Origin of the sequence: Pantoea sp. ME81 (assembly GCF_903970985.1) — a bacterium.
Taxonomy (GTDB): Bacteria; Pseudomonadota; Gammaproteobacteria; order Enterobacterales; family Enterobacteriaceae; genus Pantoea; species Pantoea communis.
Map to the genome: position 1 here is coordinate 1 of NZ_CAJCKS010000063.1, position 22559 is coordinate 22559.

Consider the following 22559-nt stretch of genomic DNA (forward strand, 5'->3'; position numbering starts at 1 on the left):
GCTCTCGGCGTCACAGCCATCGCTCAAGCGCATCGCCAGCAGCCTGCCAGTGAGTTGTCCATTGCCATCAAAGTCGATGTGGGATTGCATCGCGTGGGAGTGGATCCACACAGCGGTGAAGCCGTAGCATTGGCGCAGCAAATATCGTGAAGCCGCCGTTCGTATCAGTCAGGCAGTCTTAAACATCTCACGTGAACTGAGCGATTCCGTGGGTTATATGTATCACTACCAAAAGGAAGGCACTATTTCTAACGAAGAAGCCAATGCATATATGGAAAAAGTACAGTTCGTTGTCGAAATCATGCTGGCTGAGTTAGCCGATCCTGTTTTTGAAAATCATCCGGATTTAAAGCCTAAGTGTTGTGCGTGCGAAAAAGAGCCTGAATCCCAGGCAGCACAATAAATTGGCATCTGATTGTCAGGAAACTGAACCTGTAGTCGCGTTATTAATACGGGGTCAGGGGAACCTGACTCCTCGTCCAGCTAAAGAAAGCAGTAGCGCATGCCCATGCCGGGCTTTGGTCGTTTAGTTGACAGTACTGAACACCACTTTGGTCCCGCCTCGTGCGGGACCTTTTTTTTGCAATACGCATTGCTTCTAAATCGGAATCAATGAGGGAACGGCCGCACCGTTTTAGGCAGGTCCCACGCCGGAACCTTATTCATTCGAAATTCATTTTTGCACAGAGGGCAGTAATGAATAAAAAAACCGCCATGCTGACTGCGTTCTGGCTTCGGCTGAAGTATCGATACCTTACTGCCGCTGTAGCAGTGAGCACAAAGATAGTGAAACTGAACATCCGGGTCGGCAGGTTTCTTAGAGCGATATACCGTCGATCCTCCGTCCGTGGTGTGAAGGTCATAGCTGGCAGCCTGCAAAGCAAACATCTCGATTTTTTTATTTTCTTCGCGAAGTTCCATTGTGATTTGTCTCTCTGCCTGGTAAAGACCCGACAGCTCTGCATTGAGCATCTGTAATTCCGTGATTTTTTCAGATAGCTGGCCCGCCGCTTCTCTGACAAGACCCTCATCACGACCGTCTCTGATGACCTTCAAAAGTTCCAGTGCTTGTTTCGCAACATTAAAGCCGGTGATCACGTCCATCGTTCATCTCATCACTGCAGGGGTGATGAGATCATAACACCGATTCTCGCTGTAGGGGTACACGGGAACCACCTCGCCTGATGTGGTGAAAAGCAGGCAACTAATCGGAGATTAAAGCCGGGCTGTCATTTCGTTCCTCCACCAGCACCAGGGGACATTTGTTCACCCTACACGCCTGAGAATAAGCCAGTGAGCAAACCGCACACAGGTCCCGACCCTCAGCTTCATATTCGTATTCCATGTGATACCGGAACTGTCCATCGCTGGCGCTTGTACGCCAGAACCGCTGAGGCTCCAGAATTTCATCTAACAGCCTGAACGTCAGGCCTGACGGGTTATGAAACCCGATCTTTACTCGATATGTCGTCATGCACTGATTTAACAACGACGGCTTTCATCCATCCACACGTTACTGATTCTCGCTTCGATAGACGGGGGTTATCAGTGTGGAAATCATAAGGGGGAAAACCAACATGAAATTCCTGCGCATAAACAACGCCTGGATATTTACCGTGTGTGTACTTAACCGCGTCAGGGTATTTAATGACTTTCGCTGCGGCATTGGGTGGGCTTTTACGCAGAAACTGGCTGCAGCCTGTGCGGCTGATATGGAGAAAAGCCGATGAGCAAACCCGGTATTCCGCAGCGAGTGCGTACCCGTGCGGGTTGCCTGCTACATCAATGGCGTATAGGGAATATCAGGCCCCGAAGAACCATTCAGCATGGCTATCTGACCCTTTATGTCACCCCAAACTGGCGGTTGTTATCGAGGGATGACGGAGACAGCTGGCAGCTGCTGAGTCATGCCGATTACGACAAACAACTTAAATCAGGATAGTGAAAATTCTGTGCGGGAAACTGTCATTCGCCCTTTCTCGGGCATCACTTCCCTCTTCCTATTTTATGGAGTTCACCATGGACATTATTCAGTTATCCCGCCACATCACTGAGCACCAGCAATGGATAGACACACGTGAAAACTCGGGCACAAGATTGCGACTTTGTGGTAACACGCTGAGCGGCCTCAATCTGCGGGGCGCATTGCTTAAGCGAGGACAACTGCAAGGCGTTCACCTTCCATGCTGTGATCTGTCCCACGCGAATCTTGAGGGTGCCTGCCTCCAGGATGCTTACCTCAGCAGAACTAACCTGTATGGTGCAAAACTTATGGGTGCCTGTTTGCGTGGAGCGCATTTTCACGGAACAAATCTGAGTTACGCCGACCTGCGTGGGGCAGACTTGCGCGGCACTGACCTGCGTAATGCCTGCCTGCTCGGAACTCTGCTCCCCGAAAAAACATGGGTGATTTATGGCGAACGCTACCATATCCAAATCACGAACGGCATGACACTGCGCGTGGGCTGCCAGGAGCACACACTTTCTAAATGGCGTCGTTTCAGTAAAGAGGAAATAAATAATATGGATGGCAGTCAAGCTCTTCGCTTTTATCCACGTCTGCTCGACATACTCGATCTCTTTATTGAAGAAGGGGACCGTCCGGAATGGGCATCCGTAGGCATGATGCCTGCTGGTTCATTGTATCCGCATGTCGCTTTCGGAACGGCTTAATCCACTTGCATCCCCCCGCTGATAAGGGTTTTGTTATGAAAATTAGTTATACCCTTCATGGTGAAGACTCTGTACTTGAAGTCAGAACTTTCATACTTCAGTTACTGAAGCATGCCCGTGTTGTCGATGCCGCACTGAATGCGGTGCCAGAGGCAACCGTGTACTCATCCGGAGTCTTTTTTCTGAAAACAACCATCAGAGGTAAGGCAGAAAGAATGAATGAAGCCCGTATGGCTGCAAGGTCAGAGGAAGCACGATGAAATGCTCTTCCCTTCCTTAATCTTTCCTGCTGTCACACGAGCTTTAATCTACTTTTCCAACACTCAACAACCTGCTTTGGCTCTGACCTGTCGTTATAAGTCAGCAACCTGATGCATCACACCCCCAGTAAAACATTTTCCATCACGGAGATGACCAGTCACGCCTGACTGGTGGCTCCTCAATTTCCATTTTTAAGGAGAACAGATATGACTCAATCGCTGCTCGATATTACGTTGCGGGACCATAAATGCTGGCTTCGCACCCAGGGTAAGCAGGGGAAACGCGCCGATTTCAGCTTCATGAAGCTGGAGGGAGCATCACTGTGCCATGCAGATCTGCGCGGTGCCGTCTTGATAGGCGCTGATTTAAATGACACTGACTTTAGTGGCGCTGACCTTCGCGGCGCCATACTCACATTTGCCAGTCTGAAGAATGCCTGCTTTGCAGATGCCGATCTTCGCCAGTCCAATCTCCAGGGAGCAAATATGACCCATGCCTATCTGGCTACTGCGCTACTGGACGGCGCAGACATGAAAGGAATGCGCACGGAGGGGGCTAAACTGCCGGGCAAAGTAGTCAAGCGCGAGGTCTGCATTACCGTCATCGGAATCACCCTGTCAAAGCGGTGAAAATCGTCTTTTAACACTTTTCAGATTTAACATTAGATTTCCACACAGCATTTACCCCCTTCACTCCCCACCACTTACAGAGGTTTATTACTCATGATGCAACCTGACATCAGGGGCGATACGGCTTTTGCACGCCCTTTTCACCCCGTTCGCTCTATTGAATTCCATCCGCGAAACATCCTTACCAGTGCCAGCTTCCACCGCAAGCCACCTAAGCCGCTACTGCAGGTGCTGGCCGACCGTCTTATTGAAGTCATCATTCAGGAGGGTAAACCATGATGAGATTCCTTCAGCAGGAACGTCATAAAGAAAGCCTTGATACGGCAGAACAGGCTGCTATCGAAAAAGAGAAATGGATCGACGAAGAAGCCGCGCGGTTGCTGTCGCATTTCCCGGACCGTCTCTATGAGTTCCGCTACTGGCGATTGCATCCTGAAGTGCTGAAATGCTGTCGTAATATTCATGCCGACGATCCATATCTGACTTTTATTGCCCATCTGGCCTACCTGCAGGCCAGAGATAATTACGACCTGCAGGTGGTGCTGGGATGGGAGGATCCATCACGATGAAACCTGGTATCTATCACGACCTCAGCAACGAGGCCTACCATTCTGGCCCCGGTATCAGTAAATCCCAACTCGATGACATTGCTGTAGACCCCTCCTGCTACTTGTGGAGAAAGAAGGCACCTGAGGATGAAGAGAAGAAAAGCGCACTTAACATGGGCAGCGCGCTCCACTGTCTGCTGCTGGAACCGAATGAATTTGATAAGCGCTTTATCATGGCTCCCGAGTTCAACCGCCGTACCAATCAGGGGAAAGCCGATGAGCAGGAGTTTCTGAAGAGTGTCAGCACGATGGGCATGACCGTACTGGATGCTGAACAGGGCCGTAAGCTCGGATTAATGCGTGAGAGCGTCATGGCCCATCACTCGGCGCGCTTCCTTCTGGAGGCTGATGGCCACTGTGAATCCTCAATTTACTGGACTGATGAGGAAACGACCGAGCTTTGCCGTATACGGCCGGATAAGTTCCTGACCAATACACCGGTCATCGTGGACATCAAAAAAGTCTGTGATATGTCCCGCTTCTCGCGCCATATCGAGGAGTTTCGCTATCACGTTCAGGATGCTTATTACCGCGAAGGGTTCAGGAACCATTTCGGCGAATATCCCCAGTTTGCTTTCATTGCCGTCAGTGAAAGCATCGACTGCGGCCGCTACCCCGTAAGGGTGTTCCGGTTGCATCCCGACGACGTAGAAGTAGGCCACTCACTGTGCCGTCAGAATCTCAACACCTATCACCAGTGCCGTGTCAGTGACTGCTGGGGTGGCATCGAAGAAATCAGTCGCCCACAGTGGGCCCGTAAACAGGACAACCGCTATGAATAATGAACTGACCCGTCAGGCAGAGCCAGCACCCGTGATTACGGGCACTGCAGCGACGATTTTCAGCCCAGACGCACTCGATAAACTGCTTCGTTTTGCCGAGGTCATGGCGAATGGTCGGGTCACCGTACCGGCGCATCTGGCAGGCAAACCGGCAGACTGCCTGGCTGTCACCATGCAGGCATCACAGTGGGGCATGAACCCCTTTGCTGTTGCACAGAAGACATTTACCATCAACGGTACCCTGGGTTATGAGGCGCAGCTCGTGAACGCCATTGTCACCACAATGGCCCCGACACGCGATCGTCTGCATTACGAATGGTTTGGCACCTGGGACAAAATTATCGGCAATTTCGTCGAGAAAACCTCGCCCAAAGGCAACAAATACATTGCCCCAGCCTGGCAGATGGCTGATGAAGCGGGCTGCGGCGTGCGGGTATGGGCCACCATGAAAGGTGAAGAAGAACCGCGTATCCTTGAGCTGATGCTGTCTCAGGCACAGGTGCGCAATTCCACGCTGTGGGCTAGCGACCCGAAACAGCAGCTGGCTTATCTGGCTGTGAAACGCTGGGCCCGCCTGCACTGCCCTGACGTCATCCTTGGTGTTTATACACCGGATGAACTGGAGACCGTGCAGCCGGTAGAACGCGACATCACCCCTGCACCCACTAATGACCTGAATGCGCTGATCAACCAGTCCGCCCATTCAAGACCTGAACCTGTGATTGATTCACCCGTGGCTTCTGAAACACAGCAGGTTATAAGCGATCATCCAAAGGAACAGCCCGTTAATCCCGCAAAAAACAAAAAAGTGAAGTCCTCGCCAGAAGAAGAACGTGAACGCACGCCGGACCAGCTGCTGGCCGACTTTGTCGAAGCCGCCAGCAGCACAAAATCAGTGAGTACGCTTGCGAGATGCTATGCCTACGCATCCCGTGTACTTAAAGCAACACCTGATCATCTGGATAAGGCCACCGATGTCTTCCTGGTTCGTAAAGCTGAATTGGAAGAAGAAGCGGAAAACCTTCGTATCCGTGACGGTCAGGATGGAGGAAATGCGTAATGAAAAGCAGCCTGGGTGCAGGCAAAAAGTATCAGCTTCGCAACCCCTGTTTTTACCGGCTTGCCAGTGCAGCGGCAAATTCAGAAAGGCTTGGGGAATATACTGATGCAGCAGAACTCTGGTCCGAAGCCATGGACAAAGCCATAAATACTTCAAACCGGGCCTGGTCGGAACACCGGCATCTGTTCTGTCTGAGCGCACTGCGTAACGGATGGACAGGAGGCATTCATTTTCAGCCGCAGGAATAAAATAAACCGACGTTAAACACTATAAAACTGTGTTTTCCATACACAGCTTTATTCAGTTTTCCGACTTCACGCACTCCTTCCTCAATGTTAATTTCATCCCGTCAGCCATTAGGACGGTCTTTCACCAGGGAAAATTTATTACATACAGCACAACCATAATAATTTTAATTCAACAGAGTTATCTCCAAAAAAAATAAGCAGGAGCCAGAAATGAATGACAAACTTATAGAGTTTATTGATGGAAGGTTAAAAAATCCAGAGCCAGAACCGTTAGACCAGCTTGTTTATATTCTCGCAAAACTCTCACTGATATCCTCACCGGTGGCCTGGATGGTGAAGTTTAAATCCGGGAAAGGCAACATCCCCTGCCTGACCCGGCAGCATGCGCTCGAAATGCTTAACGAATTCGGTGATGCGGACTCCTATATTGTTCCTTTATTTACCGTACTGAAAGCCGACATCGTTCCTTTGAACAATGTACCTACGCTTCGCCTGACAATGAGAACAATTAAAAAGCACTAGTCTTCAGTTTAAATAAAGAAATGCATAAGCGCCCCCTGAAATTAGCTATCACTCTCTACTCTGGATAATAAGAAAATGTCAATCAAGTCAGTCGGAATAAGTGCGATGGCGTTATTTTTGACGTCATCATTTTCTTATGCAGGTACTCAAAACATATCGACGGAACTGCAAAATTTCTCTGTTAAAACCGGCGCAACCAGACTTATATATTCCGCTGGCACCTCCGGCGCAACGCTGACCGTAATGAACCCCCAGTCGTACCCCATGCTGGTTCAGTCGGAGGTCGTTGCAGAGGATGGTAAGTCGAAGGCTCCCTTTATCGTAACGCCGCCGCTCTTCAGGCTGGACGCCCATCAGCAAAGCCGGATTAAAGTTGTTGCCACCAGTAATCATGACACGGACACCAAAGAATCGCTTTACTGGCTTTGTTTGACAGGCATCCCTCCTGAACCGGATTCTGAGTGGGCTGATGCTGAGTTTAAAAAGAAAAACGCCGGGCACACTGCCACGCTTCTGACCCAGTTACGGATAAAGACCTGTCTGAAGCTGCTTATTCGTCCATCGTCCCTAAAGGGTACGCCAGACGATTTTGCATCGAGCCTGACCTGGAAAAAAAACGGTAAAGTTCTGACCGTCATTAACCCCACACCCTTCTTTATAAATCTGAAAAGCGTCCGTCTGGGTACCGAAAATATTGCCAGCCTGAATTATATCCCTCCAATGGGAACGCTTCAGTTGGACGCCTCGCCGGAGGCTCATGGCCCCGTCCACTGGCGGCTCATCACCGATTATGGTGGCGACAGCCGGGAATTCATCTCGGACCTCAATTAACGCGACCTTATTCGCTTCCCTTTTTCTGTTTGCAGGACCTGAATAATGGCTGTTACGAGACCACTACTTGTGGCCAGTCTGGCGCTGGCTGCTGTTCCACCTCAGGGAAAGGCGTATACCTTCAGCCCCGCTCTTCTTGAGGGTGCGGCTGCGGATACCGACCTGTCAGTGTTTAATCAGGGTGGCCAGTTACCTGGCAGTTATAAGGTTGAGGTCGTATTGAATGGTGTCCGCGTGGATTACCGGTCCATTGTATTCACCTCAGCGCTGGACACAAACGGCCATCCTTTGCTTGTGCCCTGCATTACACGTGAGATGCTTTCTGTTTACGGAGTGAAAATAAAAGGTTTCAAAGTCTCCGAGAAAGAAAATCGCACCGGAAATTTTGAACTGTCGCAGATCCCCGGCGCGAAGGTTGAATTTCATTTTAACGAACAGTCACTGCATCTCAGTATTCCGCAGGTCTTTCTCAAACCCCGTCTTAAGGGGCTCCCTTCTAAAACCCTGTGGGATGAAGGCATTCCGGCCTTTATGATGAACTACCGCGCTGGTTCAAGCCAGAGTGTGATGAGAGGCCCTTCAGGCAAAACGTCTCAGTATTCATGGCTGGAGGTGCGTCCTGGCGTCAATCTTGGAGCTTGGCGACTCAGAAATCTCACTGAATGGCATCAGACGAAGGGAACGCCCGGTCGGTGGCAGGTGATCAACACCTATCTGGAAAGAGGACTCAATGGCATTAACAGCCGGCTGACGCTGGGAGAGAGGTACACCTCTTCACTGATTTTCGACAGCATCCCCTTTCGCGGCGTGATGCTCGCCTCTGATGACCGCATGGTGCCGTCCAGTCAGTATATGTTCGCGCCGGTGATCCGCGGTGTTGCCAGAACGCAGGCGCGGGTAGAAGTGAAGCAAAATGGCTATACGGTTTACAACCAGATCGTCGCACCGGGCCCCTTTGCTCTGGCGGATTTCAACCCAAACGGATCGGGTGGCGATTTCCAGGTCACGGTGTGGGAAGCCGATGGTGTCCCGCAGGTGTTCACTGTGCCATTTCAGACCCCCGCGATTGCCGTTAAAGAGGGTTACCTGCGCTACAGCATGATGGCCGGACAATACCGCTCTCACGATAAGAGGATTATCCCTGCCCCGATGGTTGAGTCCACTGCCATATATGGCCTCCCCGGCGGATTCACTCTCTATGGCGGCTTGCAGGCATCACGTCACTATCAGTCACCTTCCGTCGGCGTGGGTCTGAGTATGGGCGACTGGGGAGCCTTGTCTGCTGATGTCACTTTCAGTCGCGGTCAGCTTTCCGGACAGGAAATAATGCAGGGTCAGTCATGGCGTATGCGCTACAGCAAAGAGATTGTCACTACTAACACCACTCTTTCTCTGGTCAACTTTCAGTTCAGCCAGTCGAACTACCTGACGCTCGGCGAAACGCTGGACAGCTGGCGGAATGACAACACTAAAAGTTTCTCTCATGGGAGACGCAAGAGGAAGAGCCGCACGGGTCTGTCCATCAGTCAGGGGATGAGTCACTGGGGTTATCTGCATGCCAGCGCTTATCATGAAACTTACTGGAACAGCCGTCTGCACGACACCAGCTTTAACGCGGGCTACTCCATCCCATACAACGGAATGATACTGTCCCTGAACTGGTCTCTGAATCAAAGCGGCTACCGACATCGCAGAAATCAAATCACCAGCCTGTGGCTGAGCGTTCCGCTCAGTAAATGGGTGGGTGGCAACACGCGTGCGACTTACCGGTATACGCATGCCTCATCAGGTCACGAAAGCCATTCTGCAGGATTGAACGGTGATGCATTTGATCAGCGGCTGCAATGGAATGTCGATCAGCGCTACTCACCAGGAAAAGAGGACAGTGGCAGCAATGGAGATGTGTATCTGGGATGGACCGGGACGTACGGACAACTTTCGGGTGGTTATAGCTATGACCGTAATTACCATCAGCGATCGTTAGCGTTGAAGGGAGGAATTATCGCTCATGGCCATGGAGTAACGCTCACGCAGGCACTGGGTGAAACAAATGCACTCATCGAGGCCAGAGGGGCTTCGGGGGTGAAATTCTCGGGTTTGCCAGGAATTCAGACAGATTACCGTGGTTACACAGCGCAGACTTACCTTAATCCGTATCGCGAGAATATGCTTTCGCTGGACCCAGCGTCGCTTCCATCAGACGCTGAGATAGGTATTACTGACCGGAGGGTTATCCCGACAGCTGGCGCTCTCATTCACGCGAAGTTCAAAACACAGACAGGAGCAAAGGCGATAATAGATTTAATGAATAAAGATGGTTCGAAAGTACCTTTTGGTTCCGTTGTGCATGTCATTTCTGCGGAAGACATTGGGGGAATCGTCGATAATAATGGAAAAGTTTACCTGTCAGGACTAGCGAATGAAGGGAATCTGACTGTAAGTTTAAAAGGCGAAACAAGAATCTATCACTATCACCTTACCAGTCATAGATCTACTTCTGGCTTGTATTTCGTCACTGCAAAATGTAATTAGCAGGAGAAAAAATGTGTCATTAAGAAAGATGATTTTTTCAATGATCATAATATCAAGTTTTTCCTCGGCGTCATTTTATTCTCGCGCTGATAACTTAAAACTCACTATCATTCCCACAGCCCATTTGGCTGCGGGGAAGTTATCAGACAATACGTTACTTGCCCGAGTATATATTTCAGGAATCAGTAAATCATGCAATGTGAATGTATGGGATGAAATGGCGGAAAACGAAAGCACCCCAGGACATTACACCCTCACAATTAAAGATAATGGGAGGGGGTTTATAAGAGTTAAATTAAATGGTGCCCACTGGCAGCCCAGTACCTTCAACGGGAAAGGGGTTTATTTGAGGGCCTCTGACAAAAACTCCGCACTCGAATTATTGAGTGATGGTGAACAGTTCATAACTGGCAGTTCAGTTCGTGTACAACTAACTGCACTGTGCTATCAGCCCCAACCAGGAGGAGGTTCATTAGATGGTAAAGTAGAAAATTAAGCAGGCTCACTCCAGACATCCTGAGCAAAGGTACATTTTTACAATGCATAACCATTTATAAAGGAATACCATGAAAAGTATATACGCTACCCTTTTAATAATCGCGTCTGGCATTTCAGGCTCAGCCATGGCTGACAACCTACATGAGACTGGAGATACAGTGACCCGATCTGTGGATTTAGTTTTCGCCGAAAAAGTGAAAGTGGATTTTAAGCTAATACCTGAACGGAATTTGAAAGCAGGAAATACTCTGAGCAATACAAAAGTCGCATCACTTAAGATAACAGCAACTCCCGCCTCGCGCATCGGTGTGCGGTTCACACCTAACACCGGCGAGCGGATGAATGCCGGGCAATACAGACTCGGTGGGAAAAATGACCCCCATCATAAAATCTCTTTATACATGCCCCCATTACCGGGAGCGATTTACGTCGCTAAAGGTGACTGGATAGTCTCTAAGGATAAAGCAGCAATTGACTGGGAAATTAAAACGCATAGTGAACAAAACATAGCCGCTGATACTTATACGCTAAGCATGGATGCAGTAGCATTTATTTCGTAGAGTTGACGTCAGACGGACCATTCCATTATTGGAAATACTGTGTAATTAAGAATCAATATGTCACCCCCTGATATCATTCAGGGGGTGTTACATCTAAGAAAATCACGAGTTAGAAACTAATGAAAATGAATTCACCTCATAACATATTAATCGTTCAGCCAACCCGGAGGTCGCCCGAATCAATGGTGGCTATTGTCATAAAGCTTTATAAGTTTTCCAGATGGTCACAATGATACTTTTGTGAACAATTAGTTTCGGCTGATACTTACACACTCATTATGGGAGCCTAAGCCATCTTATCCTGAAATTACTATAAAAACTCGGCCGACCTTATATCATAAATAAAGGGTATTGATAAATGCCACTCGTTCAGGCGTGAAACTCTAGCTCATCGTTCAATTACAGTAATCAATCAAAAGAAAGTATCTACAACTAAAAAAAGGACCAGTCAATATCTCTCATCGTCAACCTTAGCGAGTACGCCATTAATAATTTAACGACACACCTGAAAGTGAGCCATGAAAATAGTGAGAGCATGATGAGGTGACAGCGCGAATTTTGATTGGCTGGTGATAAAAAACCAACACTTTAATAATTCATTGAGGAATAACTCCTGCCAAATAAATTCCAAGGAGTAATTTATTTCGTAATGTTGAAATCGAGGGGTTGAATTATCATTTCATAGATTATCGAAACCCCGCCTCTTTATCATCACTTATTAGGGCCTTTAAAAATGACAATTTTAACCTTATGAGGATAAAGAGTCAACATTGTCGACTCGCGCCATTAGTTAAGAAGCGTATTTAGCAACCTCACGCAATCATTAAGGCCACCCTATTTTCAAAATCATAGGAGTTAAAGTGAAAGTTAACAAAAAACAATTGTCAATCGCGACTTCGATAGCTTTTATTCTCGCTATTAAAACGTCCAATGTGTGTGCGTGGGATAACGTAACTGTCTTTGGCGACAGTCTCAGCGACGGGGGTAATATCGGACGCTTCACAAATAACGCCGACCAGAATTTACTTTACGATGAAATTATTTCACAACGCTTAGGTGATAACTTGCAACCTTCGAATAACGGAGGCCGTAACTATGCCCAGGCAGGTGCGACAGCATCACAAAAAGTCAACCCAATCCTGAATACAGAGAACCAATTGACCTCTTATTTGCAATCAAGAGGAGGACATGCCGATAGCAACAGCTTGTATGTTCACTGGGTCGGAGCGAATGATATTGCGGCAGCGTTAAAGAATTCATCCCAGGCCTCCGACATGATTAAGAACAGCTCTGATTCATCCGTGTCACAGGTAAAAACGCTGTTAAACGCTGGTGCAGGTTTAATTATTGTACCCAATGTTCCTCAACTTGGCATGACACCATATATTGTGCAGATTTTGCTGAATCATCTCGATGCGCCATCCATGGCCGCAGCATTTCAGGTATTGAATAATTCGACGACCTCTGATGAGGCATCTCGCCAGCAAACCTTACACGAGGCCTTTCATGCCGCTGCGGGGAAAATGTCAGATATTCCTGAAAAGCAAGAGGTAATCGCTCAGCAGCTATTTGATGACTGGAAAAAACTCAGTTCGCAGGTGAACGGATTAACTGATCGCTACAATCAGCAGCAAGAGTCTCAACTGGAAAAACTGAACGGAAATATCGCAAGGATGGATATAGCCGGCTTGTTTAACGAAGTGATCGCCAGCCCAAATCAATACGGGCTGAGTAACACCATTGGCACTGCATGTCCGCTGGTTCATTCTGCGGATAAATGCCACCCATCAGATACGGGGGGCGGAAAAGAACGTAATTACCTCTTTTCAGACCGATTGCACCCCAGCTCCACAGTGCACCGTATGATGGCAGATTATTTTCAATCTGTACTTTTGGCTCCTGCCCAGGCCGCTTCCCTTTCAACATCAGCTCAGCTGATGAACACTGATATGCATAGCACTTTAGACGGTCATCTCCTGCAACAACATTCTAAGCCCGCTGATGTAGGCAAGCTCTCCTTGTTTGGCGGTTATGCAGGAGGACGGTTTAAAACTAATCCCAGCGTATGGCCAAACGGAAAGTCGACGACAACCAACGCTACAGTGGGCATCGGGTATCAGCTCACTGACAGTTTACAAAGTGGAGTGATCTTTTCTAACAGCAACCAGCGAATGGGGTTACCATCAGTTTACGGTTACAAATTCCATGGCAGCCTGTCTGGCGTTTACAGTCAGTTCTCATTCTTGCAGGATGGCTGGGTAAATGCCGACTTCCATTACAGCTCCATCGATTACGATCATATCCAACGCAAAATAAAAATTGGCCGTGCGCTTCGGACCGAACTGGGAAATACCAAGGGAAATCAACTGGGCATACGGCTTCAGACTGGTTGGAACTTTCCTCTTAGCGAGCGTGTAAAAACGGGTCCAGTTGTCGGCTACTCTCTGGATAAAACTTATGTGAAGGGTTATAGCGAGATTGATAATCGCAGCACATCAATGCACTTTTCAGATCAAACTTACCGTTCACAAATCGGTTCAATTGGCTGGCGTCTCGAAAGCAAGCAATTTACGGTAAATCCATGGGCACAGCTTACTTATTCGCATCAGTTTGGAGACAAAGAAACAAGCGTTAGGGCTGGACTGAAATCAACGCAGACATCGTTTATTCGAACTTTTAAAACTGCCAACAAGGATTGGGTAGATGTGGCAATGGGATTAAATATTCCTTTAAGCAATAACATCAATGCTTTTGCAGGAGTTTCTACGGTCGCGACTAAAGCTGATTTTCATCCGATTACATGGAATGTCGGTATCAATGCCACATTCTAAATAGAGGTGGCCGCAGGCATTTTTATTGGCTGGTAGTCCTTCTTCTAAACAATAGCCCCATCCAGAGGACGGGGCTACGGCCTGACAAGCGAGATGAATGATTGGACGGTTAAACATGACCTGTCAGGCGGTAATACTTTTAATACAACTCACAAAAAGCGTCAATATCTACGAGAGGCATAAATAGAGCCCCGCATTATTTGACGCTTCGTTTTCGCGCACGTGTCACATGAATAAGTTCACACAGCGTTATCACAGGCCTCAGAAGCAGCTGCAGGCTGCCAGCAACAAACAACCCCGTTCCCTCGGTCATCAGCTTATCGTAAAAAAAGAAAATGCTGCCCACCAGAAACCATACCGCAATGAGCAAATCGTTAAATGCACCCAAGGCGCGATAACGTCTTTCAATAATGATGTGATCGGCACCAATGCTGATCTCTGCGTCTCGTTTTGCCATTTAGCCTCCCTGCTTATTCAGTTTTGATTTCCTCAATAAGCGTAGCACCCTGAATATGGATGTTACCCACTTTGGTTGTAACAGGATGCCAGGCAAAATCCTTTTCTGGCAGTGCAGCGTCATGAGCAATTTCCTGCGCCCGTTCAGGCGAAGTTTCTTCACTTAACCATTCGCGTACAGCATCAGCCGTCAGTGCCAGTGGCCGCCTGTCATGGATATCCACCATGCCTTTATTGCTGGCGGCAGTCACGATGACAAACCCCTCTTGGCTGTGGTCTTTATCGTAAGGCGCTTTACCGATAGCAGCGAAGAACAGGGGTTCTTTCTTCTTGTGATAAATCAGGTAGGGCTGTTTCTTTTCCCCGTCTCGCTTCCATTCATACCAGGCGTCAGCCGGCACGATGGCACGTCCATGGTTCCAGAGTGGCTTAAACATTCGGCCTGTAGCCGCTGTTTCGCCGCGCGCGTTAATGAGCGGCGGCTTGTCCCACCATTCAGGCCCGTACCCCCAGTAAACCGGATCCAGATGGAGTTCCTCATCTCGCTCGTTGAGCAGCAGCACCTTTGTGCCCGGGGCAACGTTAAACCGTCCTATCGGCTCCGGATCATAGAGGATGTCCTCAGGCGTCAGCCCAAGGGATTCAAAATACTCGTCTCTGCTGCTGTACTGCGCGAATCGTCCACACATAGGCACCTCCTGTTTTAAGGATAGCGTGTTAGAGAGCAATGCTTTATCGGGGCTCATGGAGCTCCGTGTCATGAATGATGCAGCAACCTGAATTCAAGGATAAATAAAATGGCGCAACTGATCCCACTTGCTGAATGGGCACGGGGACCCAATGGTTTTCGTTATCCCCCCACCGTTGTAACGCTAGGCGTCTATGCAAAGACCGGCCAGATATACCCTCCTCCCGTCAAACAAGGCAGGCGCTGGGTGGTGGATGAGAATGCCCGGTTTATAGGTTTATCAGCAAGGCCTGATGTCTCAGCAAATCTTTCCCGTCACGCGCGAGTTTTACTGGAGAAAGCAGTTTATGGCGGCCCGTCCAAGACAACATAACGTTGTCATCCCTAACCTCTATTGCAAACTGGATAAGCGCACAAGCAAAGTTTACTGGCAGTATCGTCATCCTCTGACCAACCAGTTTATTGGATTTGGCACAAATGAATCCGCGGCGAAAGAAGCGGCTATTGAAGCCAACCGAATCATCGCGCTGCAGCAGACCACACAAATTAACCTGCTTGTTGATTTAGCCATTAAGTCAGAAACGAAAACCGACCCCGGCATACGGCTGTCCGCCTGGATCGACCGTTATAAAAGCATATGCAAAGAACGTCTGGAAGCGAAGGAGATAGCCAGTTCTACCTACAAGACTCGTCTCCAATGCGCAGGGATTTTAGTAAAACGTTATCCGGATATCCGGTTAAAGAACCTTAATACCAAATCCATTGCCGTCATTCTCGATGAATATAAGCACGCCGATAAAGCGCGTATGTCGCAATTGCTTCGGGGGGTCTGGATAGATGTCTTCAGAGAAGCACAACACGCCGGTGAGGTTGAGCAGGGATTTAATCCCGCCAGTGCCACACGTAAGGCACAGGTGAAAGTCAGGCGCAGCCGTCTCTTCTTTGATGAGTGGAAGAAAATATTTGAATGTGCAAAAACACTGTGCCCCCGCCCCGCTGCCAATTCCATGCTTCTGGCTTTAATGACGGGACAGCGACGCGGGGACATCGTCAGAATGAAATTCAGCGATGTGTGGGACGGTCATTTGCATGTCAGGCAGTCAAAAACCGGCTTCCGTATCGCCATCCCGACCGGACTCAGGTGTGATGCGCTGGATATGACACTCGCTGACGCTATCGCAGTGTGCCGCGACAGGGTTTTGAGCCCTTACATGATCCACCATTACAGAACCTTTGGCGGTGTGAAAGGCGGGGCATCGGTATCTGAAAACAAATTGTCCAAATACTTCCAGACGGCAAGAGACGCAGCGGGTATACGTGTTGATGCAGATCGAACGCCACCCTCCTTTCATGAGCAACGGTCTCTGGCCGAACGCCTGTATCGCGCACAGGGTATCGATACGCAATTGCTGCTGGGACACAAGTCGATGTCCATGACCGACCTGTACAACGACGAACGGGGTAAGGGGTGGAAAACGCTCGTGCTTTAACGGAATGAGGGGCAAATTTTGCCAGAATTCAAAAAATCATTTTGGGGAAGAATTTTGGAGGAGTTTTGGGGAAAGGATTCAGGCCGCCCTTCCGGACGGCCTGTGATTCACACCCGATTAATGCGCGGCCATCTGCGGAGGCAGGCGCAGCAGGGCTCGCTTGTCTGCCACCTCATCCGGTGTCACCGGTTTTGCCGCATTGCCCCAGCTGTTACGCAGGTAGGTTGCCACGGCTGCCACCTGTTCGTCCGAAAGCTTCCAGGCAAACGAAGGCATCGCACCGCTGGTTGGGTTGCCTGCCGTGACCGCGCCGCGTCCCCCCTGCAGGACCGTCGTGATGATGGAAGAAGCATCATCCGCTAACAGGCCAGGGTTATTCGCCAGGCTCGCCGCGAGGTTGGGGATCCCTTTGCCATCGCTGTTATGGCAGGCCGTGCAGTTGGCTGAATAGACATTTTCACCCATCTTCATTTGCCCATTGTCCATCGACAACGGCTGCGGCAACGTCGTGGTTGAGGCAGGAACCTGCTTGAGATACACCGCAATTGCGCGCAAATCAGCGTCGGTTAAGTGTTGTGTGGAGTTAGTCACAGCTTCCGCCATCGGGCCAGACGCGACCGCCACATGGTTACTGCCGAGCTTGAGGTAATCCACCACCTGTTGCTCAGACCAACTTCCGATACCGGTATGCGGGTTCGGTGTGATGTCGGGGGCATGCCACTCCCCCAGATTACCGCCCTGCAGATAATCACTGCTGTCGCCGCCAATCAGGTTCTTAGCCGTGTGGCAGGCGGCACAGTGTTCTGGCCCTTCCACCAGATAAGCGCCTCGGTTCCATTCAGCACTTTTGCTGCTGTCTGGCTGGAAACCTGCGTTGCGGAAAAACAGCAGGTTCCAGCCCATCATCGCCAGACGAATGTTATACGGAAAGCCCAGGTTGGTTTCCGGCACCTGATAGTGAATTGGCTTAACCGAGCGCAGGTACATCCACAGATCGTGCATGTCCTGATCCGTCAGCTTCACATAAGCGTTGTAGGGCATCGCAGGATAAAGGTGCTCCCCTTCTTTGCCCTTACCGTGACGCACGGCGCGGAAGAAATCACGCTCTGTCCAGCTACCGATACCGGTTTCGCTATCCGGCGTGATGTTGCTGGCGTAAATACCGCCAAACGGCGTGCTGATGGAGTAGCCCCCGGCCAGCGGCAGTTTGCTTTCCGGCATGGTATGACAAGCCGTGCAGTCACTGGCAATCGCCACATAACGTCCGCGTTCAATTGCGGCACTGTCTGCCGCCGTTGGCGGTTGGCTAGTGAGTACGTTGTTGCTGGCGACATCATCAGCGGAGGTATCGCCGTTCATCCACAGCATGCCCGCTGCCACAGCCGCAGCAATCACCGCTACGCCCGCAATGAGTTTGGTTTTCTTCATCTCACACCTTCACCAACGGACCTGGATTTTTCAGGTACTGCTCGATAATGGCTTTCGCCGTCCACAAACTCAGTGCGCCAATCGTGCCCGTCGGGTTGTATCCCGCATTGTTTGGGAAGGAAGACGCCCCCAGCACAAACACGTTGTGCGCATCCCAACACTGCTGATAACGGTTGAGCACCGACGTTTTCGGATCGTTGCCCATCACCGCACCGCCAATGGTGTGGTCGCTGGCAAAGTTATACGGCGAGTAAGCACCCGAAGCAGAGTTGGTTCCGATGACGATTTCCGCGCCCATGGCTTTACCGATCTCGACGCTTTTCTCTTCGATAAATTTCGCTGAACGTCGATCGTTATCGTTGTAGTCGAAGGTGACACGCAGCAGTGCATTGCCGTTGTCATCCTTGTACTCAGGATCAAGGTCAAGATAGTAATCTTCGTGCGAGAAGCTGGTGCCCTGGCCGAAAATGAAGGTGGTGTTCTGGAACGCGTGGGTATAAGCCTTCTTCCACTCTTTACCCCAGCGTGGCGAGCCCGGCGGCAGTGCATCGGCGTTGCCGATAGGACGCGCGCCACGCGCCACGACCAGAATCCCTGCGCCACCGATAAAGCCCAGACCGGTATGGTCAAAGTTATCGCCGTTCCAGTCGTCCACCTGCGAAGAAAGGGCTCCGGCACCGATATACTGATTCAGATTTTCATCTTTGAAGTGGATCGCTGCACCCGATACCGTCTGGAAGCTGTAGGCACGCCCTACCACGCCGGTTTTGGTCACCGGGTTGTAAGGCACCCCAATTTTGGACAGCAGCAGCAGACGGACGTTTTGCATCTGGAAGGCTGACAAGATCACGATGTCTGCGGGCTGTACCCACTCTTTTTTGTTCTTATCGAGATAGGTCACGCCGGTGGCGGTTTTACCGTCTTCCGCTTTATTGACGCGAACCACCGCGGAGTCCGTTAATACCGTGAAGTTCTCACGTTGCATTAACGCTGGGATGACACAGGCGTTAGGGCTGGATTTTGAGAAGTTACCGCAGCCGTAATACAGGCAGTAGCCGCAATAGGTGCAAGGACCCATGCGCACACCCAGTGGGTTAACATAAGCGCGTGACGCCTGGCCAGCGGGAACCATGAAGGGTTTCAAGCCGATCTTCTTCGCGCCTTCGGCAAAAATATCCGTTAGACGCATACTCTCTAGCGCAGGCAAAGGGTATTCGCTTGAGCGGTTGCCCTCGTAAGGGTTGCCGCCTTCAATGACTTCGCCGTTCAGCTTACCGGCCTTGCCTGACACGCCGGCGATCTTTTCAAAGCGATCGTAAAACGGTTCCAGCTCGTCGTAAGTCACTCCCCAGTCTTGCAGAATCACCCCTTTGGCAATCTGCTGTTTTCCATAACGCTTCACGGTCTGGCTGTAAGGCTCGAAATCGAACGGCGTAAAACGCCAGGCCATCCCAGCCCAGTGGGTGCCCGAGCCTCCCACGTTGTAACCCAGCTCATTCAGGTTCCACTCACGAGTTGGCAGAGCCGTTTGCGTGGTGTTATTACGGAAAGTGGTGGTTTCGACGGCGGGCGGCAGCAGCATACTGCGGCGCGTATCCCAACGCAGTTCATCGGTATCGACCGAAGGGGGAAAATCTGTCGCGGTTTCAAACCACGGGCCACGTTCAATGGCAACGACATTCAGACCTGCGCGGGTCAGCTCTTCGGCGATCAAAGAGCCGCACCACCCCAGGCCGACGATGGCGACATCAGCTTTTGGACGGACGTTATTCATAGTTTATTGCTCAGCAAACAAATTAAAGGGTGTTATCAATCAGGCTGGTAGGAATGATGTTGAGCTTCTGTCCTTTTTTCGGCAGCAGATCGCGGAAGTCGTAGCGAGCGCCAGGGAAGCCAATCATTTTCCAGCTGGTCATGTCTTTGTTCCCCCCATAAATCGGGTCAGACAAGAAGCCCTCACGCACGTTCTGCAGCAACAGTTCAAAGAACACTTTGGTTTCAACTTCCTCACCGAGATCGAGGCTGTTCTGCTCCATTGCGGTCAGCACCTGATCCTGCTGATCACCACGTAGTGAGAGGAAGTCTTTGCCATATTGTTGCTGAAGGGCTTTATCCAGCGCAGCAATGCCAAGACGATAACGTTGTGCAGGCGTCAGCGGAGATTGCGGACCCTGCTCAGCGGTGCCTTTGACAAATTTGCCTAAACGGTAGATCGCCACTGCGTTGCCGTAATCACCCGCGAGTTGGCGGTCGATAAAGATGGCGCACCCTGCCTCTTTGCCACTCAGGCTGGTTTCATCCGCTGGGATAAATCGTTCAGCGATGGCGCCTACCGTGTCAAATTCATGCTGAGTGAGATATTGCAGCCCCCCTTTTCTCGGCGGTGCGGGCGGCGTTTGGATTTTGCCGGGTTCCCAGGGCTGACCACCCTTCACCTCATCGGCCTGCGCCAATGTCGGGATCGTGGAAGCCACTCCCAATGCGGTGATGGAAGTGAGAAATTCTCTGCGTTTCATGTTTTCCCTGCTTTCACATTGCAAACCAGGTCAAATAACAGACGTATTTGTGCCTGGCATTGAGCCATATAAATAAGGTTTATTGGATAAATAATGACGCTGCCCGGTGGGCTTTTATTAGATAAATACTGAGGTAAGTTTTTACATTCAAATCACGTAATTAATTAAATATTTACAACGCAGCAAAGAGTAATGACTCCCCCTTCGCTTTGAAAGGTTTTTGTTGATGGTTTCCCATCATTGAAGTTTTTAATAAGCCGGACTGGACGATGTAGAGTGTGGTTTCGTCTCGCAACATTTAACATCTTGCCAGTCACGAAACGTTGCGCATAATACGGCGAAAATAGACGCCAGGCTGTGACCTGATGCGCACTCTGCGTAGTTGAAATAGTGAACATGAATTTTACTGGGGCTCAGAAACAAATGAAAAAACTCACCCTGATTAAAGTGGCCGAACTGGCCGGGGTTGGGATCGCCACGGTTGACCGGGTGCTGAATGAGCGTGGCGGGGTTCGTCCGGAAACGGTACGCAAAGTGTTGCGCGCCGCGCGTCAGGCCGGGTTACAGCGTTTACTGCCGGATGACACGCAGCATCCCTGGCAGATTGAGGTATTCCTGAGCAGTAATGGCACCTGGTTTTTTCAGCAGTTAGCCGATGAATTTGCCAATATTGCCGATCGCCTTGGTTATCGTAAAATTAAATTATTTCGTACGCTGGTGAGTGAAAATCCGCCGGAAAAACTGGCGGAAAAGATAAAAAAAAGCGGTGAGTTGCGCGACGGTATTATTGTTTATGGGCATGACTATCCTGTTATTCACGAAGCCTTATCCTGGTGTAAAGATAAAGGCGTCCCGGTGGTTTCACTGGTTTCAGACTTACCTAATTCACATCGATTCTGCCATGTTGGAATAAATCAATATCAGGCTGGGCGTACCGCAGGCTTATTAATGAGCCAGACTATGCCCCACAAGGGTGACGTGATCATGGTTAGCGGGCGTTTTGATTTCAGCGCACATATTCAACGTATTTCAGGTTTTCGTGATGCCATCACCCAACGCGCCCCCTGGTTACAGTTGCGTGAAGTATTGGCGGGGGAAGATGAACGGCACAAAATCCGAACGCTGCTGAATCACACGTTACAGCAATCAAGTAATGTGGTCGGTTTGTATAACTCTGGCGACAACAACAGCGATATCAGTGCTGTATTGCAGCAACACCAGTTGCTGGGCCGCTGCTGCTACATCACCCACGAATTGTATGATGTGACGAAAGATCTGCTGCAAAGTGGCGCGCTCTCCTACACGCTGGATCAAAACGCCCGTCAGCACGCCGTGCTGGCCACTGACCTGTTGATACGGCATCTGGAACAGGGCTTTGAACCCGATCTGTATCAGGACGGCCGCGTTGAACTGCGCATTGTGACGGCGGAGAATCTGGATTAGTCAGTAGGTACAGCGTTACCCCACAAAATAAGAGGCTAAAGCGAAAGCAAGATAAGCGAACCGCAACAATTAAATATTCACTTGTTCAGCATGATTATTCTGCACATAAAGGACAGAGCGGTTTACACTGGCAGGCCACCATTCAGGAAGAAGAGGTCATTGTGCTGTCGAAAATCCCCGATTATGAAACCGATCGCGAAGGCTATCTGGAGTTCATGACCCGCAGTAACGCGCTGCGCATGGAGCTACTGATTTTGTCGGAAAAGTTTGTTGAGGTGCACGGCTCTTATGAAGCGGGCATGGCGGAACTCGGAGAATGGCTACTTAACTATGCCGATAATGCCATGATTCAGAAGTTAAGTTCCGGCCCCATCAGCAAAGAATGGTTATTTGATGAGTTGAAAAGACGCCACAAATAGTCGTCTGGTTCTATAAGTTAACGCCAACATTAACGCAGGGTCTTCAAGCTTAGATCTCATTAGCACGGTAATGGTCTTCTGCTG

At 49.9% G+C, this 22559-nt stretch carries 26 protein-coding genes; 19 read left to right on the top strand and 7 right to left on the bottom strand.

Going from position 1 to position 22559, the window contains the following annotated elements:
- The first annotated feature begins 208 nt into the window (after window positions 1-208).
- Entirely contained in the window at window positions 209-403 is a 195-nt protein-coding gene (locus tag H7A81_RS13300; RefSeq protein WP_255478964.1) for a hypothetical protein, read from the top strand.
- A 206-nt stretch (window positions 404-609) separates the two neighbouring features.
- Here the strand turns inward: H7A81_RS13300 and H7A81_RS13305 are convergent, their stop codons facing one another.
- A complete protein-coding gene (locus tag H7A81_RS13305) occupies window positions 610-1104 on the bottom strand; it encodes a hypothetical protein (protein WP_182057727.1) in 495 nt (164 codons plus the stop codon).
- Window positions 1105-1204: 100 nt separating this feature from the next.
- Entirely contained in the window at window positions 1205-1474 is a 270-nt protein-coding gene (locus H7A81_RS27670; RefSeq protein WP_255478965.1) for a hypothetical protein, read from the bottom strand.
- A gap of 545 nt (window positions 1475-2019) precedes the next feature.
- On the opposite strand from H7A81_RS27670, the gene H7A81_RS13310 reads away from it, so the two are divergent.
- The 14 genes from H7A81_RS13310 (at window position 2020) to H7A81_RS13375 (ending at window position 14035) form a co-directional block, all read left to right on the top strand.
- Window positions 2020-2673, top strand: coding sequence for a pentapeptide repeat-containing protein (locus H7A81_RS13310; RefSeq protein ID WP_182057728.1), 654 nt, complete (start codon window positions 2020-2022; stop codon window positions 2671-2673).
- Window positions 2674-2708: 35 nt separating this feature from the next.
- Window positions 2709-2933, top strand: a complete 225-nt coding sequence (locus tag H7A81_RS13315; protein WP_182057729.1) for a hypothetical protein — start codon at window positions 2709-2711, stop codon at window positions 2931-2933.
- Window positions 2934-3140: 207 nt separating this feature from the next.
- Window positions 3141-3563 (top strand): pentapeptide repeat-containing protein, encoded by a 423-nt coding sequence (locus H7A81_RS13320; RefSeq protein ID WP_182057730.1) that lies wholly within the window; start codon window positions 3141-3143, stop codon window positions 3561-3563.
- A 93-nt stretch (window positions 3564-3656) separates the two neighbouring features.
- Window positions 3657-3842, top strand: coding sequence for a hypothetical protein (locus tag H7A81_RS13325; RefSeq protein WP_182057731.1), 186 nt, complete (start codon window positions 3657-3659; stop codon window positions 3840-3842).
- Window positions 3839-4132, top strand: a complete 294-nt coding sequence (gamL, locus tag H7A81_RS13330; RefSeq protein WP_182057732.1) for a host nuclease inhibitor GamL — start codon at window positions 3839-3841, stop codon at window positions 4130-4132. The genes H7A81_RS13325 and gamL overlap by 4 nt, the downstream gene beginning before the upstream one ends.
- A complete protein-coding gene (locus H7A81_RS13335; protein WP_182057733.1) occupies window positions 4129-4953 on the top strand; it encodes a PD-(D/E)XK nuclease-like domain-containing protein in 825 nt (274 codons plus the stop codon). Before gamL ends, H7A81_RS13335 begins: the two co-directional genes overlap by 4 nt.
- The gene (locus H7A81_RS13340) at window positions 4946-6013 is read left to right on the top strand and encodes a RecT family recombinase (RefSeq protein ID WP_182057734.1); all 1068 of its coding nucleotides are present in this window, start codon (window positions 4946-4948) and stop codon (window positions 6011-6013) included. Before H7A81_RS13335 ends, H7A81_RS13340 begins: the two co-directional genes overlap by 8 nt.
- Window positions 6013-6261, top strand: a complete 249-nt coding sequence (locus H7A81_RS13345) for an ANR family transcriptional regulator (protein ID WP_182057735.1) — start codon at window positions 6013-6015, stop codon at window positions 6259-6261. Before H7A81_RS13340 ends, H7A81_RS13345 begins: the two co-directional genes overlap by 1 nt.
- Window positions 6262-6471: 210 nt before the next feature.
- Window positions 6472-6783, top strand: coding sequence for a hypothetical protein (locus tag H7A81_RS13350; RefSeq protein ID WP_182057736.1), 312 nt, complete (start codon window positions 6472-6474; stop codon window positions 6781-6783).
- Window positions 6784-6858: 75 nt separating this feature from the next.
- Window positions 6859-7614, top strand: coding sequence for a fimbria/pilus periplasmic chaperone (locus tag H7A81_RS13355; RefSeq protein ID WP_182057737.1), 756 nt, complete (start codon window positions 6859-6861; stop codon window positions 7612-7614).
- A gap of 45 nt (window positions 7615-7659) precedes the next feature.
- A complete protein-coding gene (locus H7A81_RS13360; RefSeq protein WP_182057738.1) occupies window positions 7660-10146 on the top strand; it encodes a fimbria/pilus outer membrane usher protein in 2487 nt (828 codons plus the stop codon).
- A 13-nt stretch (window positions 10147-10159) separates the two neighbouring features.
- Window positions 10160-10642 (top strand): AfaD family invasin, encoded by a 483-nt coding sequence (gene afaD, locus H7A81_RS13365; RefSeq protein ID WP_182057739.1) that lies wholly within the window; start codon window positions 10160-10162, stop codon window positions 10640-10642.
- 70 nt (window positions 10643-10712) lie between these two features.
- Window positions 10713-11204, top strand: a complete 492-nt coding sequence (locus H7A81_RS13370) for a hypothetical protein (protein WP_182057740.1) — start codon at window positions 10713-10715, stop codon at window positions 11202-11204.
- Between the two features lie 860 nt (window positions 11205-12064).
- Window positions 12065-14035: an autotransporter outer membrane beta-barrel domain-containing protein gene (locus H7A81_RS13375; protein WP_255478966.1), complete on the top strand. Its 1971-nt coding sequence runs from the start codon at window positions 12065-12067 to the stop codon at window positions 14033-14035.
- 196 nt (window positions 14036-14231) lie between these two features.
- On the opposite strand, the gene H7A81_RS13380 is transcribed toward H7A81_RS13375, so the two are convergent.
- Both H7A81_RS13380 and H7A81_RS13385 read right to left on the bottom strand, forming a co-directional pair.
- Window positions 14232-14492: a YrhK family protein gene (locus H7A81_RS13380; protein WP_182057741.1), complete on the bottom strand. Its 261-nt coding sequence runs from the start codon at window positions 14490-14492 to the stop codon at window positions 14232-14234.
- Between the two features lie 13 nt (window positions 14493-14505).
- Complete coding sequence (locus tag H7A81_RS13385) at window positions 14506-15180, bottom strand: SOS response-associated peptidase family protein (protein WP_182057755.1); 675 nt, start codon at window positions 15178-15180, stop codon at window positions 14506-14508.
- Between the two features lie 108 nt (window positions 15181-15288).
- Here H7A81_RS13385 and H7A81_RS13390 point away from each other — a divergent pair, with 108 nt between their 5' ends.
- Together H7A81_RS13390 and H7A81_RS13395 are read left to right on the top strand one after the other, a co-directional pair.
- Window positions 15289-15552 carry an excisionase gene (locus tag H7A81_RS13390; protein ID WP_182057742.1) on the top strand — a complete coding sequence of 88 codons (264 nt, stop codon included), beginning with the start codon at window positions 15289-15291 and terminating at the stop codon, window positions 15550-15552.
- Window positions 15473-16669: a phage integrase Arm DNA-binding domain-containing protein gene (locus tag H7A81_RS13395; protein ID WP_370529955.1), complete on the top strand. Its 1197-nt coding sequence runs from the start codon at window positions 15473-15475 to the stop codon at window positions 16667-16669. Before H7A81_RS13390 ends, H7A81_RS13395 begins: the two co-directional genes overlap by 80 nt.
- Before the next feature lie 117 nt (window positions 16670-16786).
- On the opposite strand, the gene H7A81_RS13400 is transcribed toward H7A81_RS13395, so the two are convergent.
- From H7A81_RS13400 to H7A81_RS13410, 3 genes are read right to left on the bottom strand one after another with little or no spacing between them, the layout of a single operon-like run.
- On the bottom strand, window positions 16787-18097 hold the full coding sequence (locus tag H7A81_RS13400) for a cytochrome c (protein ID WP_182057744.1): 1311 nt from the start codon (window positions 18095-18097) through the stop codon (window positions 16787-16789).
- A 1-nt stretch (window position 18098) separates the two neighbouring features.
- A complete protein-coding gene (locus H7A81_RS13405; RefSeq protein WP_058960729.1) occupies window positions 18099-19871 on the bottom strand; it encodes a GMC family oxidoreductase in 1773 nt (590 codons plus the stop codon).
- Between the two features lie 22 nt (window positions 19872-19893).
- Window positions 19894-20613: a gluconate 2-dehydrogenase subunit 3 family protein gene (locus H7A81_RS13410; RefSeq protein WP_182057745.1), complete on the bottom strand. Its 720-nt coding sequence runs from the start codon at window positions 20611-20613 to the stop codon at window positions 19894-19896.
- 423 nt (window positions 20614-21036) lie between these two features.
- Here H7A81_RS13410 and H7A81_RS13415 point away from each other — a divergent pair, with 423 nt between their 5' ends.
- Entirely contained in the window at window positions 21037-22056 is a 1020-nt protein-coding gene (locus H7A81_RS13415; protein WP_182057746.1) for a LacI family DNA-binding transcriptional regulator, read from the top strand.
- Between the two features lie 161 nt (window positions 22057-22217).
- Complete coding sequence (locus H7A81_RS13420) at window positions 22218-22475, top strand: hypothetical protein (RefSeq protein WP_034822590.1); 258 nt, start codon at window positions 22218-22220, stop codon at window positions 22473-22475.
- Window positions 22476-22559 lie beyond the last annotated feature (84 nt).

Coding starts and splice junctions, on each gene's coding strand:
- H7A81_RS13400 (WP_182057744.1), bottom strand. CDS start 18,097: ATGAAGAAAACCAAACTCATTGCGGGCGTAGCGGTGATTGCTGCGGCT.
- H7A81_RS13355 (WP_182057737.1), top strand. CDS start 6,859: ATGTCAATCAAGTCAGTCGGAATAAGTGCGATGGCGTTATTTTTGACG.
- H7A81_RS13415 (WP_182057746.1), top strand. CDS start 21,037: ATGAAAAAACTCACCCTGATTAAAGTGGCCGAACTGGCCGGGGTTGGG.
- H7A81_RS13360 (WP_182057738.1), top strand. CDS start 7,660: ATGGCTGTTACGAGACCACTACTTGTGGCCAGTCTGGCGCTGGCTGCT.
- H7A81_RS13325 (WP_182057731.1), top strand. CDS start 3,657: ATGATGCAACCTGACATCAGGGGCGATACGGCTTTTGCACGCCCTTTT.
- H7A81_RS13305 (WP_182057727.1), bottom strand. CDS start 1,104: ATGGACGTGATCACCGGCTTTAATGTTGCGAAACAAGCACTGGAACTT.
- H7A81_RS13405 (WP_058960729.1), bottom strand. CDS start 19,871: ATGAATAACGTCCGTCCAAAAGCTGATGTCGCCATCGTCGGCCTGGGG.
- H7A81_RS13345 (WP_182057735.1), top strand. CDS start 6,013: ATGAAAAGCAGCCTGGGTGCAGGCAAAAAGTATCAGCTTCGCAACCCC.
- H7A81_RS13410 (WP_182057745.1), bottom strand. CDS start 20,613: ATGAAACGCAGAGAATTTCTCACTTCCATCACCGCATTGGGAGTGGCT.
- H7A81_RS13380 (WP_182057741.1), bottom strand. CDS start 14,492: ATGGCAAAACGAGACGCAGAGATCAGCATTGGTGCCGATCACATCATT.
- H7A81_RS27670 (WP_255478965.1), bottom strand. CDS start 1,474: ATGACGACATATCGAGTAAAGATCGGGTTTCATAACCCGTCAGGCCTG.
- H7A81_RS13335 (WP_182057733.1), top strand. CDS start 4,129: ATGAAACCTGGTATCTATCACGACCTCAGCAACGAGGCCTACCATTCT.
- H7A81_RS13310 (WP_182057728.1), top strand. CDS start 2,020: ATGGACATTATTCAGTTATCCCGCCACATCACTGAGCACCAGCAATGG.
- H7A81_RS13315 (WP_182057729.1), top strand. CDS start 2,709: ATGAAAATTAGTTATACCCTTCATGGTGAAGACTCTGTACTTGAAGTC.
- gamL (WP_182057732.1), top strand. CDS start 3,839: ATGATGAGATTCCTTCAGCAGGAACGTCATAAAGAAAGCCTTGATACG.
- H7A81_RS13390 (WP_182057742.1), top strand. CDS start 15,289: ATGGCGCAACTGATCCCACTTGCTGAATGGGCACGGGGACCCAATGGT.
- H7A81_RS13370 (WP_182057740.1), top strand. CDS start 10,713: ATGAAAAGTATATACGCTACCCTTTTAATAATCGCGTCTGGCATTTCA.
- H7A81_RS13395 (WP_370529955.1), top strand. CDS start 15,473: ATGTCTCAGCAAATCTTTCCCGTCACGCGCGAGTTTTACTGGAGAAAG.
- H7A81_RS13340 (WP_182057734.1), top strand. CDS start 4,946: ATGAATAATGAACTGACCCGTCAGGCAGAGCCAGCACCCGTGATTACG.
- H7A81_RS13350 (WP_182057736.1), top strand. CDS start 6,472: ATGAATGACAAACTTATAGAGTTTATTGATGGAAGGTTAAAAAATCCA.
- H7A81_RS13385 (WP_182057755.1), bottom strand. CDS start 15,180: ATGTGTGGACGATTCGCGCAGTACAGCAGCAGAGACGAGTATTTTGAA.
- H7A81_RS13320 (WP_182057730.1), top strand. CDS start 3,141: ATGACTCAATCGCTGCTCGATATTACGTTGCGGGACCATAAATGCTGG.